Consider the following 14,805-nt stretch of genomic DNA (forward strand, 5'->3'; position numbering starts at 1 on the left):
CCGCTGGCGCCGCCACCACGCCGGGCGCCGCGGCCGCCGGCTCCGCGCCGCGCGCGGCCCTGACCGGCCACGTCACCGCCGCGCGAACCCTGGTGCGGCACGGAGACGGGCGGGGCGGTCGGCATGACGATGTCGGCGACCTCGCCGACGAGCCCGGCGATGACCGGCGAACCGGGACCCACGCGCACCGGGGTGACGTTGATCTTGGCCTGGCGCGTGAGCGTCTTCACGTCGCCGGCCTGCTCGGGGAGCATGACGGTGACGACGACGCCCTCGTGGCCGGCACGCGCCGTGCGGCCCGAGCGGTGCAGGTACGCCTTGTGCTCGGCCGGCGGGTCGACGTGCACGACGAGCTCGATGTCGTCCACGTGGATCCCGCGGGCGGCGATGTCGGTCGCGCACAGCACCCGGACCTCGCCGGACGCGAACGCGGCGAGGTTGCGCTCGCGCGCCGGCTGGCTCAGGTTCCCGTGCAGGTCGACCGCGGGGATGCCGGCGGCCGTGAGCTGCTTCGCAAGCTTCTTCGCCTGGTGCTTGGTGCGCGTGAACAGCAGCCGGCGGCCGGTGCCGGACGCGAGCTCGTTGACGACGAGCCGCTTGGACTCGGCGTCGTGCACCGCCAGGACGTGGTGCGTCATCTTCGCGACCGGCGAGTCGGCCGTGTCGACCGAGTGGTGCAGCGGGTTCGTGAGGTACCGCTTGACGATCTGGTCGACGCCGTTGTCCAGGGTGGCCGAGAAGAGCAGGCGCTGGCCGACCTTCGGGGTCTGGTCCATGAGGCGCTTGACGCCGGGCAGGAAGCCGAGGTCGGCCATGTGGTCGGCCTCGTCGAGCACGGTGACCTCGACGCCCGCGAGGGACACGAGCCGCTGCTTGATGAGGTCCTCGAGGCGGCCGGGGCAGGCCACCAGGATGTCGATGCCGCCGTTGAGGGCGCTCACCTGCCGACCCTGGGAGACCCCACCGAACACGGTTGTGACGGACAGGCGCTGCGTGCGGGCGAGCGGCTCGATCACCTCGGCGATCTGGTTCGCGAGCTCGCGGGTCGGGGCCAGCACGAGTGCGCGCGGACGGGCGGGGCGGCGCTGGCCGGTCGAGGCGGCGAGCCGCGCGACCATCGGCAGGGCGAACGCGAGCGTCTTGCCCGAGCCGGTGCGCCCCCGGCCGAGGACGTCGCGGCCCTGCAGGGTGTCCGGCAGCGTCGCTGCCTGGATGGGGAACGGCGAGGTGATCCCGCTCTCCGTGAGGGAGCGGACCAGGGTCTCGGGCACACCGAGATCAGAGAACGTAGGCATGTAAAGGTCGCCTTTCCGGCGTTGGATGAGTCGGGGCTCGCCGCGTGAACTCGCAGGTGCTCCACGACGTCGGGGCTCGCAGAAAAGCGGCCCACGGTGCGCAAGTGTACCTGGCCGACCGATGAGCCTCGTTTTCGCCCGGTTCGCCCCACCCTCGAGCGCCGGGCGGCACCGGGAAGCGACCAGCGAAACCCGCACGTCAGCGGCGCTCTTTCACCCGCTGGGGGCGCTCATCTTCGCGCGCGCCTCGTCGATATGGACGGCAGCGGAGCAAGGGGGCGGCGCGGTGCCGTGTGCCCGCGGAAGGCGGACCATGATTCACCGGACGACGACGATCCTCGTCCTGACCCCGAGCACGGGCGGGTACTACTACGGCGGCGTCCTCGCCGGCATCACCCGGGAAGCCGCTGCCGCAGGCGCGCGGCTGGTCCTGGTCCAGACGCTCGATCCCGGAGCGCGCAACGACGACGTCGGCGAGCTCAACGAGTTCTCGATCCCGGTCGCGTGGTCCCAGGTGGACGGCGTCGTGTCGATCACCACGGCCGTTCGCGGCGCCTACCTGCAACGCGTGCGGGACGCCGGCATCCCGGTCGTGCTCGCGAGCACCCGGCTGGCGGACTTCCACGCCCCGGCGGCCCTCCCGGACAACCGCGGGGGGACCGCCGCGGGCGTGGAGCACCTGATCAGCCACGGACACACCCGGATCGGGTTCGTCGGGTTCCTCGGCAACTCCGACATCGTCGACCGGCATGACTCCTTCGACCGGACGCTCGCGGCCTACCACCTCGAGCCGGGGCGGCTGTTCGAGGCTCCGGACAACGCCGAAGGCGGCGGTGAGCAGGCCGCACGCGACGTGATCGCGGCGGCGGAACGCCCCACAGCCCTGATGGTCGCCTGCGACCGGAACGCGATCGGCCTCATGCGCGAGCTGACCTTCGCGGGTCTGCGCGTACCCGAGGACATCGCCGTGGTCTCGTTCGACAACATCGATGCCGCCGCCTTCAGCTCCCCCACCCTGTCGAGCGTCAACCAGCGGTTCGACGAGGTCGGCGCACTGGCGACCCGGCTGCTGCTCGCCCAGATGCGCGGCGAGGCGGTGCCGGTCGGCGCGCACACCTCGCAGGCGGGCGTCGTCGCGATGCGGGGCTCGTGCGGCTGCACGGCCGAGTCGGGCGCGCACCCGGCCGAACCGAACGGCGCAGCCGCCGACAACACGCACCCCGATTCCGCAGACGACCGGTCGCCCGACGCGTCCGGCGATCGGCGCCGAGCCGAGCTCCTCGAGGTGCTCGGCGGGGCGGTCCTCACCGGGAACCCCTCTCTCGACGCACCCCGCCGGGCCGCGACCCTCGCCATGGTGCTCCAGGCGGAGCACCTGCGGCAGCTGGGCGACTCCGCGACGACGGTCGAGATCCGGTCCCTGGAGGCGTCGCTGCGCAGCCTGTCCCGTCGTCCCGACGTGCTGCGTCGGATCACGGGCGCGGTGACCGAGCATCTCCAGCACGCGAGCCGTGGTGCCGGCGCCGGGACCGACCGGCTGACCACCGCCCTGTGGCAGCTGCAGGCGGGCGCGTTCCTGTGGCAGGCAGAGTGCAGCGAGAGCGCGCTCGAGGAGCAGTACGCCGTCGACGCCGGCCTGCACGACGCCGGTCACTCCGACCCGCGGGCCCTGGGCTGGCTCGCCGGAACGCATGTGCGCGCAGGGGTCCTGGCGATGTGGGTCGGCGACCCGTCGGCCGGTCGGCTGCGGATCGCAGGCACGTACGACCCGGCCGGCCTGCTGCCTGACCTCGTCGGCCTCGCCACGACCGCGCAGCAGTTCCCGCCGGAACCGTTGATCGACGCCGGCCAGCCGGCCGAGCGCCGCGTCGCCATCGTCGTGCCGGTGCGCACCAAGGAGCGCGACTGGGGGCTGCTCGCCGTCGTCGGCGACATCGACACCTACTCCGCCCGGGAGACGTACCACCACTGGGCCACGCTGCTCTGTGCGGCGTTCGAGGAGGAGGGGCTCCAGGACTCGGTCCGCGCGAGCGAGGAGCGGTACGCGCTCGTGGCGCGGGCGACCAACGACGGGCTGTGGGAGTGGGACGCGCGTACCGGCTCGATGTACCTGTCGGACCGGTGCGCCGCCCTGCTCGGCCTTGCACCCGGCCCGGCCGGCGGCCTCCTGGCCCGGTGGACCGACGTCGTCCACCCGGACGACCTGGCGCAGATGCAACGCGGGATGCACTCGGTCGCGACCGGCCGGCAGGAGGCGACCGACACCGAGTACCGGGTCCGGACCGCCGACGGCGACTACCGGTGGGTGCAGTCGCGCGCCCTGGGGGTGAAGTCCGCGCACGGCCCGGTCGAACGGGTGGTCGGCGCCCTCGCGGACATCCACGAGCGGCGCTGCCTCGAGGACCGCCTGCGGGAGTTCGCGATGTACGACGTGCTCACAGGGCTGCCGAACCGTCGGCTCTTCCTCGATCGACTGACGCACGCCCTCACCCGGGCGCACCGCTCGAACACGCCGTTCGCCGTGCTCTTCCTGGACCTCGACGGTTTCAAGGTCATCAACGACTCGCTCGGCCACCAGATGGGCGACCGGGTCCTGCGCACGATCGGCGCGCGCATCGAGCGGTCGCTGCGTGACGTCGACACCGGGGCGCGGTTCGGCGGCGACGAGTTCGCCGTCCTGCTGCACGACGTCGCACCCGGCGACGTCCTGGTGATCGCGCAGCGGGTGCAGGCGGCGCTCGTCGAGGTGATCGACCTCGACGGTCACCAGGTCTCGGTCCGGGCGAGCCTGGGGGTGGCGACCAGCGCGATCGACTACACGTGCGCCGAGGACGTCCTGCGCGACGCCGACACCGCGATGTATCACGCGAAGGCGGTCGAACGGGGCTCCGTGGCGTTCTTCGACGCCGAGATGCACGCCAAGGCGGTCCGGCAGCTGCTCCTGCACACCGAGCTGCGCCATGCCCTCGACGCCGAGGAGTTCGAAGTCCACTACCAGCCGATCGTCGACCTGGGCACGGGTCGGACGGACCGGTTCGAGGCCCTGGTGCGCTGGCGGCACCCCGAGCGCGGGCTGGTCCCGCCGGACGAGTTCTTGCCGCTGATGGCGGAGGTCGGGCTGATCGTCCGGCTCGGGCACCTGATCGTCGACGAGGTCTGCCGTCAGCTGGCGGCCTGGGGCCCCGCGGTCGCCAACGTCGCCGTCAACGTCTCGGACCGCGAGTTCTGGCACAAGGATCTGCTGTCCCACGTCCTCCGGAGCCTGACGCGCCACGGCATCACCGCGGACCGCCTCACCCTGGAGATCACCGAGGGCGTGATCATGCGGCAACCCGAGCTGGCCCTCACCCTGATGGGCAACCTGCACGACGCCGGCCTGCACCTGCACATCGACGACTTCGGGACGGGCTACTCCTCCCTGGAGATGCTGCACCGGTTCCCGGTCGACGCGTTCAAGATCGACCGCTCGTTCATCCGCGCCCTCGAACCCGGTGAGCGGACCGCCAACCTGGTCAGCGCGATCGTCGCCATGGGCAACGCCCTCGGGCTGGCCGTCGTGGCCGAGGGCATCGAGACTGCCGAGCAGCTGGCCTTCCTCAAGGGGATCGGGTGCGTCACCGGTCAGGGCTTCCTGTTCATGCCGGCGGTCGTGGGTACGCACGCCCCCCGCCTGCTGGGCCGAGACCTGGGATCGGAGAGCACCCGGAGCGGCGAGCCGCAGCCCGTACCGTAGGCGCCGTGGGTGGACTCCAGATCGCTGCGTTCGCACGTGAGGTCTGGGACCGGATCACGTCCACGCAGCCTGCCCCCTCGCCCACCGTGATCCTCGCCACGGCCGGCCTCGCCGCGCTCCTCGTGCTCACCCCGAGGGTCTGGCCGTTCGTGCGGCACGCGATCACGCTCGTGCACGAGGGGTCGCACGCCACCGTCGCCGTGCTCACCGGTCGGCGGCTCGCCGGGATCCGGCTGCACTCGGACACGTCTGGGCTGACCGTCTCGGTCGGGCGGCCACGTGGACCGGGGATGGTCGCCACGGCCGCCGCCGGGTACCTCGGTCCCGGCGTCCTCGGGCTCGGCGCCGCTTGGCTCACGTCCCGCGGGCATGCGGTCGCCGTCCTGTGGGTGCTGCTGCTGATGCTCGTCGGCGTGCTGATCCAGATCCGCAACTGGTTCGGACTCTGGTCCGTGCTCGTCACCGGGTCCGCGCTGGTGGCGGTCACGTGGTGGGCACCTGAGGTCTGGCAGTCGGCGACCGCGTACACGATCACCTGGTTCCTGCTGCTCGGAGCCACCCGGCCGGTCCTCGAGCTGCTCGCCCACCGTGGACCGGGGTCCGACGCCGACGTCCTCGCCCGGCTGACGCACCTCCCGGCGCTCGGCTGGGTGCTCGTGTTCGGCGCTGGAACGGTCGGCGCCGCCGTGCTCGGCGGTTCCCTGCTCCTGGCCGATCACGTGAGGTGACATTTGGGACGTTTCCGTTTCGCCCGTTCTGACCAGCACTATTCCCGTATTGTCTTGCGTACACCCTCGGGTGCGCGCCCTTGCCGGAGACACTCGAGATGCGATCCGCCGTGACCCCCACCGCACGCAAACGAACGCCGCTGACCAGGTACTTCTCGGTCGTCAGCGTCGTCTCCATGCTCACTCTCGGGGTCGCGCTCGTGGCCACGACGTCCCAGCTCAGCCGCGACCGCGCGATCGAAGAGGGCATCGAGACGGCACAGACCGTGCAGGCCTACGCGCAGGCGCCCGTGCCCCTCGACGCCCACACCCTGGGCACGCTCAGCCCGGAGCAGCGCGCAGCGGTCGTCGCCTCGGTCGACGGGTTCTCGACCCGGCTCGTCGCCCTGCGCCTGTGGGCGGCCGACGGCGAGATGCTCTTCGACTCGGCCGCCGCCGACCCGTCCGGGTTCCCGGACGGGCAACGGCTGGACATGGCCGTCCGCTCCAACACGCCGAACGCGCGCGTAGTCACCGACGTGCAGGGCGACCTGAACCTGCTCAGCAGCACGGGGACCGAGCGTGAGGTCCTCGACGTCTACGTCCCGATCGACTACGGGACCGTGGTGGTCGGCGCTGCCGAGGTCGTCCTCGACTACAGCGGCACAGCGGCCACGCTCACCAAGGGCAACCGCACCATCACCGGCGTCGTCGCCGTCGGGCTGCTGCTGGTCTGGCTCCTGCTGTATCGCACCGTGCGGAAGTTCTCGTCGCGACTGCAGTCCACGGCGCTGGACAACGCGCGGCTCGCCCTGCTCGACTCGCTCACCGGCCTGCCGAACCGGCGGATGCTCCTGGACCGGCTCGCCAGGGCCGTCGAGACGGCAGCCGAGGTCGGCACCGGCGTCGGACTGGTCATGCTCGACATCGACCGGTTCAAGGACATCAACGACTCCCTCGGCCACGACATGGGCGACGAGCTGCTCGCGCAGGTCGCCCTTCGCCTGCAGGCCGCCCTGCGCGACGACGACCTCGTCGCCCGCCTCGGCGGGGACGAGTTCGCCGTCCTGGTTCCGGCGATCCGCTCGGCCAAGGATGCCGAAGGGCTTGCCGAGCGGGTCCGCACCGTGTTCACCGAGCCGTTCCAGCTCGGCGAGATGGAGCTGCACGTCGAGACCTCGATCGGCGTGGCCTGCATCCCCGAGCACGCCACGGACGGCTCGTCCCTCATGCGCAAGGCCGACGTCGCGATGTACACCGCCAAGGTGCACCGGTTGGGCGTCGCGGTGTACTCCCCGCACGAGGACGACTCCTCACCGGCCCGGCTCGTGCTGCTCGGTGACCTGCACCGCGCCCTGACCCAGCCCGACGAGCTGGTGCTGCACTACCAGCCGAAGATCGATCTGCGCACCGGGGCGACCATCGGCGTCGAGGCGCTCATGCGGTGGGAGCACCCGACGCGGGGCATGCTCCCGCCGGGCCTCTTCGTGCCGCTCGCCGAGCAGACCGGGCTGATCAACGACCTGACGAGGTTCGCGCTCGAGAAGGCGATCGAGCAGATCGCGGCCTGGCAGGCGGACGGCTACTCGCTGGCGGTGGCGGTCAACCTCTCGGCGCACAACCTCACCTCGTTCACGGTCGTGGACACGATCGTCGAGCTCCTCGACAAGCACCAGGTGTCGCCGGACCTGCTCGAGGTCGAGATCACCGAGACGGCCCTCGTGGCCGACCCGTCGCGCATCCTGCCGGTCCTCACCAGGCTCGACGGCATGGGGATCCGGGTGTCGATCGACGACTTCGGCACCGGCACCACCTCGATCTCCCAGCTGCGCGACCTGCCGGTGACCCAGCTGAAGATCGACCGCCTCTTCATCTCCGACCTCGAGTCCAACCCGGACGTGTGCGGCTCCGAGATCGTGGTCAAGGCGATGGTCGACCTCGCGCACTCGTTCGGCCTGGTCGTGATCGCGGAGGGCGTCGAGGACGCGCGCACCGCGAGCCGGCTCGCCGCGCTCGACGTCGACCAGGCCCAGGGTTTCCTGTACTCCAAGGCCGTGCCACCCGCCGAGATCGCCGCCGCCCGCGCGGCCCTGGTCCCGACCCAGCGGCAGAGCCCCGAGGAGCTCGACCCACGCCATGCGATATCCGATCGGCCGAATCCCTCAAGTCCCCCGGCCGACCTGCCGATCAGGACCCCATGAGCCCTGAAGGAAGTGCGCCGATGGATGATCTGCTTCAGGAGATGATCCAGCCTGCTGGGCCGACGGGCCACGACCGCGCCAGGCGCCGACGCCTGGTGATGAGCGCAGCGACCGTCGGACTGGCGGTGATCGGGCTGACCTCGCTGACGACGTCGGCACTGTTCACCGACAACGAGTCGGCGGTTGGCGGCGGGTTCACCACCGGCTCGGTCAACGTGACGCTCACGCCGGCCGCGGACTTCCTCAAGATCGGCAACATGGCCCCCGGAGACACGGAGTTCCGCTCGATCACCGTGAACAACCCCGGCTCGCTGGGGTACCGGTACGCGGTCACCAAGGCGTGGACCGACTCGAACGCCGGGTACCCCCTCTCGGCAGTGCTGCAGATCGCCACCTTTGTGCTCCCCACGGGGGGCACGTGCGACGCCGCCTCCGCTGTGCCCGCGGCCCAGATCCGACCGCTCGGTGCGATCAGCGCCGACGGCGCGACGCTGATCGGGGATCCCGCCACCGGCGCACATGCGGGCGATCGCCCCATCCTCGCCGGAGCCGGCGAGCTGCTCTGCTTCCAGATCACCCTGCCGATCTCGGTCGGGAACGAGTACCAGTCCTCGACGAGCACGGTGTCGGTCCAGGTCGTCGCAGAGCAGACGGCCAACAACTAGTTCCGACACCACGACGTAGGGCAACCACCGCGCCATGCACACCCCCTTGACCGACCAGCCGGACCGTCGCGCCGCGCCGCCAGTGGCGCGGTCCGGTCGGCGGCGGCCGACGTCCGTGCGAGGCCGGATCGGATTCGGTCTCCTGTGGTCCGTCGTCGGGCTCTGCCTCATCGCGTACAGCGGCTCGCTGGTCGTCCCGCTGTGGTTCCAGCTCAACCACCAGCGGCTGCTGATCGTCACGTCGGGCTCGATGTCGCCCTACTTCGACGCCGGTGATGCGGTCGTCATGCGACAGATCACCGACCCGTCGCAGCTGCGCGTCGGGCAGGTCGCCTCGTTCTGGCCGTCGGGCTCCGAAACGCTCGTGACCCACCGCATCACCAAGCTGACGATGCTCCCGCTGATGGTGCAGGACGAGGCCACCGGCAAGATGGTCCCCCGGCTCGACGCCGCGACCGGCGAACCGCTCGTGCGGCCGTACATCCTCACCAAGGGCGACGCCAACGCGACGGCCGACGCGGACGCGACCCCGCTCACCCGGGTGCGCGGCGTGGTCCTCGAGGTCCACCCGCACTGGGGCGCGATCCTCGACTGGGCCAACTCTCCGGACGGCCGCTTCGCCCTGCTCACGCCGCCGCTCGCGATCCTCGCCGCCATGGAGCTCACCGCAGTCATCCAGATGCGACGGGCCCGGTCCGCCACGCCCGTCGCGGCCCCGACAAGGGCGGTCGTCGATGACATCCTCTTCATCTGAGCCCCTCCGGCACGCGGCACCCCGCCTCGCCCTGGTGGCGGTCGGGGCGCTCGTCCTGGCCGGGTTCACGACCGGGCTCGACACGACCGAGGCGACGCTGAGCGACTCGTCCGTGCTCACCTCGGCGATGACGACCCGGGCGGCGTGCGTCGCCGACGCGGCGCAGTACACCTCCACGATGATCACCGCCGCCGACCCCGTGCTGCGCCTGAGCTTCACCGACGGCCTTCCGCAGGACTTCACCCCGACCCCGGCAGTCGTGGCGGTGTCGGCGGCGGAGCCGGTGATCGCCCCGCTGGAGGCGATGGCAGGTCCGGAGGCGTCAGCGCCGGCGCCGCAGGAGCCGGCGGCAGCACTGCCGGACGCCGTGGTGGTCGCGCCGACGGACGAGGCCGCCCCGCAGGAGACCGTCGCTCCGCGCCGCTCCCGCTCACGTCAGAGGTCGACGGACCGGACCGCAGCCCCCGCCGCTGCCGCACCAACGAGCATGACGGAGCCGGTCGCCGCGGCGGTCCTGGTCTCCGCAGCGGTACCGGCCGCCACCACCGAGCCGGTCCCTGCCGCGGAGCCGGTCCCTGCCGCGGAGCCGGCACCCGCCCCGGCACCCGAGGCCGTCCCAGCACCCGCGGTCACCCCCGGCGGCCTGCTCGTGTGCGACCCCGCCCAGTTCACCGCGGCGTCGACGAACGCGCCGCCCACGGGTCCGCCGGCCGCGTCGCTCAGCCTGCCCGGCGGCACCTCGAGCGGCCTGCGGTCGAACGACCTGGCGCTCGGATCGACGTTCACGCTCCTGCTGTGGGTCTCGGCGAGCGAGTCGGCCACCGGCGAGCTCGTCTCCCTGATGAGCGCCGACAGCGGGTTCGTCGTCAGCCTCACCCCGGGGGCAGGGTCGTCCACCGTGATGCTCACGCCGCCCAGCGGCGAGCCGGTGACTGCGGTCCTGCCCGCCAACGGCAGCCACCTCGTGGCCGTCACGGTCAACGACACCGGCGCCCGGCTCAGCATCGACGGCACCGCGTCGGCACGAGCGAGCACGGCCCCGTACCCCGGCAACCTCTCGCTCACTCTCGGCGCCCGCACCGGCTTGACCAGCGCGATCGCCGTGATCGACGAGGTGACGCTGCTGACCAGCGCGGCCGACTCGACCTGGCTCACCCAGCTGGTCGCAGCCGACCGCTGGTAGCTCTCCGGCGCCATTCGACGCCGCAGCCGGTCAGACGAGCGCGCTGCGCCGCTCGAGCAGCACCAGGTCCTGCCACACCCCGCCGCGCTGCCCGAGGCGCTCACGCACCCCGACCCGGCGGAACCCGTGCCTCCCGAGCAGCGCCAGGCTCGCCGCGTTGTCGGTGAACACCCCGGCTTCGAGGGTCCAGACCCCGGCCGCCTCGGAGCTGTCGATCATCGCCGCCAGCAGCGCACCACCGACCCCCCGGCCCCGGCCGGCGGCCGCCACGTAGACGCTGAGCTCGACGACCCCCGCGTACACGCACCGCCCGCTCACGGGTGAGGCCGCGACCCAGCCCACGACGCCGCCGTCGTCGGCGAGGGCAACCAGGCGATGGGAATCCAGGTGCCCCCCGTCCCAGGCCTGCCAGGTCGGCGCGGCGGTCTCGAAGGTCGCGGTGCCGGCCGCGATGCCCTCCGCGTAGACGGCCAGGACGGCCGCGGCGTCGTCGTCGACCATGGGTCGGATCCGCACGGCGCTCACCGGGGCCCGGTCGTGGTCGCGGTCGTGGTCGTCAGGAGCCCCGCGAGCGCGTCGAGCGCGCCAGGGACCAGGGCGTAGTACGCCCAGACGCCACGCTTCTCGCGGGTGAGGAGGCCGGCGTCGACCAGCACCTTGAAGTGGTGCGAGACCGTCGGCTGAGCGAGGCCGAGCACGTCCGTCGCGTCGCACGTGCAGACCTCGCCGTCGTCCTGGGTCGCCACCAGCGAGAGCAGACGCAGCCGCGCCGGATCGGCGATCGCCTTGAGCAGGCGGGCCAGCTGGTCAGCCTGGTCCGCAGCGAGCGGTGCGCGCGCGATCGGCTCGCAGCACGAGGCGGCGTCGAGCACCGGGAGCAGGGTGGGGGCGGTCGGCACGGTGGTCACAGCACGAGTATGCCCAACATATTGACACCTGTCGATGTCTGATCCAGGATCAAGACATCGAGATCGATCAATGTCTGCGAGGAGCCGCCATGTCCGAGAACCTGTCCGACGCCGTCCGTGCCCACTACGCCTCCGCCGCCCGCGCGGTGCTGACGCCGGTGGCCGGCGCCGCGACCGCGTGCTGTGGCGGGCCGGTCGAGGGCACGACGAGCTGCTGCGCACCCGCCGAGCCGACAGCGGTCACCTTCGGCCGTGCGCTCTACTCCCCGGCCGACACCGCCACCCTCCCCGACTCCGCCCTCCTGGCGAGCCTCGGCTGCGGCAACCCGACGGCGGTCGCAGACCTGCGCCCGGGCGAGCGCGTGCTCGACCTGGGGTCGGGCGGCGGGATCGACGTCCTGCTCTCCGCGCGACGCGTGGGCCCGACCGGGTTCGTCTACGGGGTCGACTTCACCCCCGAGATGCTCGAACTCGCCCGGGCCAACGCTGTCGAGGCCGGCGCGACGAACGTCGAGTTCCTCGCGGGCCGGATCGAGGCGGTCCCGCTCCCGGCCGGGGTCGTCGACGTCGTCATCTCGAACTGCGTGGTGAACCTGTCCGTCGACAAGCCGGCTGTCCTCGCGGAGGCCTTCCGGGTACTCGTGGCGGGCGGACGGCTCGGGATCTCCGACGTGGTCGCCGAGGACCGGCTCACCCCGGCCGAGCGCGCCGAGGCGGGCGGGTACGTGGAGTGCATCGCCGGCGCCCTCGGTCGCACGGAGTACCTCGAGGGCCTCGCGGCGGCCGGCTTCGCGGACGCGTCGGTCACCTTCACCCATCCGGTGACCTCGGCGGACGGACGCCACTCGGGCCTGCACGGCGCAATCATCCGCGCGACCAAACCGCTCTCCTGACCACGCGGAGTCAGACCCGGCGCGCCCCGCGCCGGGTCTCACCCGTGCGGTGCCGGACTGCCTACGGTGGGCCCCATGCCCGACGACGCCAGCACGCCTCGCCTCTCAGCCCGGTCCGGTCGCACCCCCGCGGCGCTCGCCGGCCGTCCCCGCGCTCTCGGCCTCGCCGCGCTGCTGGGGCTCGCTGGTGCCACCCACATCGCCCGACCGCGCCTGTACGAGCCGCTGATCCCGCGCGCGCTGGGCAACCCGCGGGTCTGGGTGCTGGTCAGCGGGGTCGCGGAGCTCGCCTGCGCAGCGGCGGTCGCGGTCCCGCGCACCCGACGCATCGGAGCGCTCGCGAGCGCCGCGCTGTTCGTCGCGGTGTTCCCCGGCAACGTCCAGATGGCCCTCGACTCCCGGGCCGGCGCCGACCGGACGCGCACCGCGATCACGTGGGCGCGCCTGCCCGTGCAGGTCCCGCTGATCGGCTGGGCCCTGGCCGTCTCCCGGCGGAGCGTCAGGCCTTCTCGGGACGCTGCGGCGCCGTGAACAGCGCGCCCTGGGCGGCGCCCGAACCCGCGCGGCCGCCGCCCGCGCCGCGGAGCACGAACGCGAACCCCACCGCGAGCGCGGCACCGACGAGCGGACCGGCGACGTACACCCAGTACTCGCTGAAGTCTCGGCCGAGGAGGTCGGGCCCGAACGTGCGGGCCGGGTTCATCGACGTGCCCGAGATCGGGCTGCCCCACAGCCCGGCGAGCGCGATGTAGGCGCCCACCCCGAACGCGCCGACGATCCCCAGGTTCTGGGCGCCCGACGCGGTCCCCAGGATCACGCTCACCAGGCCGAGGGTGAGCACGACCTCCATCCAGAAGGCCGCCCACGCCGAGTAGCCGGCCGCCGGGTAGTTCGAGCCGAACGTGGCCGAGACCCCGATCACGGCCTGCAGGAACCAGGCGGCCAGGGCGGCGCCCGCCAGCTGGACGACGACGTACGCGGGTACGCGCCGCCACGGGAAGTCGCCACGCAGCGCGAAGGCGACGCTGACCGCCGGGTTGAGATGGGCCCCGGACACCCTGCCCATGAACAAGATGATGGCCAGGACCATGAGGCCCGGCGCCACCACCGCGGCGCTGCGGCTGATCGTGTCCGGGAAGGCCTGACCCATCATGCCGCCACCCGCTGCGACGAGGACCAGGAAGAACGTGCCGAGCAGCTCGGAGAACAGCCGGCGCCACTCCTGGCTGGGGTCGGCGAAGTCCTGGATCGTCTGGACCAGCTGGTCGACCTCGGACTCGAGGAGGTGTCGGCCCGAAGGCCCCCGATGAGCCCCCCGCGTATCGGTCGTCTCCGCCATGACCTCGCCCCCAGTCTCGTCTCGTCGGCCGCACCCGGACGGTCGCCCTCCTCGACGCTAGGACGGCGAGACCGCGGCACCCTCCCCTGACGCGGATGAGGTGCGCGCGATCAGGGCGGCGAGCCCGCCGCCGGCGGCGGCCACCAGCACCACGCCCACCAGCCCGGCCAGCCCGACGTCGATCCCGCTCGCGGCGCCGTAGCCGGCCAGCCAGGCACCCGACATCACCTCGGCACCGGCAGCGACCTCCAGGCCGAGGTGCTGCGAGACGAACGCCAGCCCGTCCGGGCTCGGCGAGGCGAACCGCGCCAGCGCGACCGCCACGATCCCGGCGGTGGTCGCCACGGCGACGACGCCGACCCGGGCCGACGCGCGGGCCGGCGTGGGGGAACCGGTCCACCGGGCGGCGAACACCAGGTTCGGGTTGACGGCCATCACCGCAGCCACGAGGAGTCCCGTGAGCAGCGCCTCGCCCAACCCGATCAGCAGGTGCCAGCCCACCATCTGGCCGGCGAGCGACCCGAGCGGGACCTGGGCCATGCCGCCGACGGCGTACAGCGCGACGAGCCCGGCCGCGGCCGCGACGACCGAGACGAGCCCGCCGACGGCGGCTGCACGTGCCACCGCGTTTCGACCGTCGTCGCGCTGACCGCGGTTGCCCTGGCCGTCATGGCGCCGCAGCAGCGCGCGCAGGACCAGCCACGCCGCCCCGACGCCGACGACCCCGATCAGCGCGACGTTCACCCCGAGCGACTGCAGGCCGCCGTCGGCGAACACCACGGCTTGGACGGTGAGCACGAGGGTGATCGAGAGCAGGCCGAGCCACGGCCCGAGCAGCACGGCCGCGAGCGCACCCCCGAGCAGGTGCCCGGACGTCCCGGCCGCCACCGGGAAGTTCAGCATCTGGGTCGCGAAGATCAGCGCGGTCACCGACGCGGTCATCGCGACCCGCGTGCGCACGTCGACGCGCTGCCCGTCCGGGTTCGGGGAGAGCAGCTCGCCGCGCGCCCGCCGCACGGCGACCAGGAGGGCCCCGGCGGCGAGGGCAGCGGTCGCGACCGAGGTGGGCTGACTGACGAAGTGCTCCGGGGTGTGCATGGCTCAGGCTCCCTCGTGCTCGGTCCCCC

At 72.7% G+C, this 14,805-nt stretch carries 13 protein-coding genes; 8 read left to right on the plus strand and 5 right to left on the minus strand.

Going from position 1 to position 14,805, the window contains the following annotated elements; genetic code table 11:
- Positions 1 to 1,295: DEAD/DEAH box helicase (locus tag EUA98_RS08195; protein ID WP_130102194.1), on the minus strand; the 1,295-nt coding region annotated here is incomplete at its 3' end.
- 313 nt (positions 1,296 to 1,608) lie between these two features.
- On the opposite strand from EUA98_RS08195, the gene EUA98_RS08200 reads away from it, so the two are divergent.
- The 6 genes from EUA98_RS08200 (at position 1,609) to EUA98_RS08225 (ending at position 10,538) form a co-directional block, all read left to right on the plus strand.
- Positions 1,609 to 5,028, plus strand: a complete 3,420-nt coding sequence (locus tag EUA98_RS08200) for an EAL domain-containing protein (RefSeq protein ID WP_165372757.1) — start codon at positions 1,609 to 1,611, stop codon at positions 5,026 to 5,028.
- 5 nt (positions 5,029 to 5,033) lie between these two features.
- Positions 5,034 to 5,756, plus strand: a complete 723-nt coding sequence (locus EUA98_RS08205; RefSeq protein WP_242511349.1) for a M50 family metallopeptidase — start codon at positions 5,034 to 5,036, stop codon at positions 5,754 to 5,756.
- A gap of 110 nt (positions 5,757 to 5,866) precedes the next feature.
- Positions 5,867 to 7,936: a putative bifunctional diguanylate cyclase/phosphodiesterase gene (locus tag EUA98_RS08210; RefSeq protein ID WP_242511350.1), complete on the plus strand. Its 2,070-nt coding sequence runs from the start codon at positions 5,867 to 5,869 to the stop codon at positions 7,934 to 7,936.
- Positions 7,937 to 7,956: 20 nt separating this feature from the next.
- Positions 7,957 to 8,601 carry a TasA family protein gene (locus EUA98_RS08215; protein ID WP_165372758.1) on the plus strand — a complete coding sequence of 215 codons (645 nt, stop codon included), beginning with the start codon at positions 7,957 to 7,959 and terminating at the stop codon, positions 8,599 to 8,601.
- 34 nt (positions 8,602 to 8,635) lie between these two features.
- Positions 8,636 to 9,355 (plus strand): signal peptidase I, encoded by a 720-nt coding sequence (locus EUA98_RS08220; protein WP_130102197.1) that lies wholly within the window; start codon positions 8,636 to 8,638, stop codon positions 9,353 to 9,355.
- Positions 9,336 to 10,538 carry a LamG-like jellyroll fold domain-containing protein gene (locus EUA98_RS08225; protein ID WP_130102198.1) on the plus strand — a complete coding sequence of 401 codons (1,203 nt, stop codon included), beginning with the start codon at positions 9,336 to 9,338 and terminating at the stop codon, positions 10,536 to 10,538. Before EUA98_RS08220 ends, EUA98_RS08225 begins: the two co-directional genes overlap by 20 nt.
- A 30-nt stretch (positions 10,539 to 10,568) precedes the next feature.
- On the opposite strand, the gene EUA98_RS08230 is transcribed toward EUA98_RS08225, so the two are convergent.
- Both EUA98_RS08230 and EUA98_RS08235 read right to left on the minus strand, forming a co-directional pair.
- Entirely contained in the window at positions 10,569 to 11,054 is a 486-nt protein-coding gene (locus EUA98_RS08230; protein ID WP_434063487.1) for a GNAT family N-acetyltransferase, read from the minus strand.
- A 5-nt stretch (positions 11,055 to 11,059) separates the two neighbouring features.
- Positions 11,060 to 11,437 (minus strand): ArsR/SmtB family transcription factor, encoded by a 378-nt coding sequence (locus EUA98_RS08235; RefSeq protein ID WP_130102265.1) that lies wholly within the window; start codon positions 11,435 to 11,437, stop codon positions 11,060 to 11,062.
- 98 nt (positions 11,438 to 11,535) lie between these two features.
- Between EUA98_RS08235 and arsM the strand changes: the two genes are divergently transcribed.
- Both arsM and EUA98_RS08245 read left to right on the plus strand, forming a co-directional pair.
- A complete protein-coding gene (gene arsM, locus EUA98_RS08240) occupies positions 11,536 to 12,339 on the plus strand; it encodes an arsenite methyltransferase (protein ID WP_130102199.1) in 804 nt (267 codons plus the stop codon).
- 75 nt (positions 12,340 to 12,414) lie between these two features.
- Positions 12,415 to 12,870, plus strand: a complete 456-nt coding sequence (locus EUA98_RS08245; protein WP_242511352.1) for a DoxX family protein — start codon at positions 12,415 to 12,417, stop codon at positions 12,868 to 12,870.
- Here EUA98_RS08245 and EUA98_RS08250 read toward each other — a convergent pair.
- Both EUA98_RS08250 and EUA98_RS08255 read right to left on the minus strand, forming a co-directional pair.
- Positions 12,839 to 13,678, minus strand: coding sequence for an MIP/aquaporin family protein (locus tag EUA98_RS08250; RefSeq protein WP_130102200.1), 840 nt, complete (start codon positions 13,676 to 13,678; stop codon positions 12,839 to 12,841). The two genes, EUA98_RS08245 and EUA98_RS08250, sit on opposite strands and share 32 nt — an antisense overlap.
- Positions 13,679 to 13,735: 57 nt before the next feature.
- Positions 13,736 to 14,776 carry an energy-coupling factor ABC transporter permease gene (locus EUA98_RS08255; protein WP_130102201.1) on the minus strand — a complete coding sequence of 347 codons (1,041 nt, stop codon included), beginning with the start codon at positions 14,774 to 14,776 and terminating at the stop codon, positions 13,736 to 13,738.
- Between the last annotated feature and the right edge of the window lie 29 nt (positions 14,777 to 14,805).

This window comes from Pengzhenrongella frigida, from assembly GCF_004168625.1.
Taxonomy (GTDB): domain Bacteria; phylum Actinomycetota; class Actinomycetes; order Actinomycetales; family Cellulomonadaceae; genus Pengzhenrongella; species Pengzhenrongella frigida.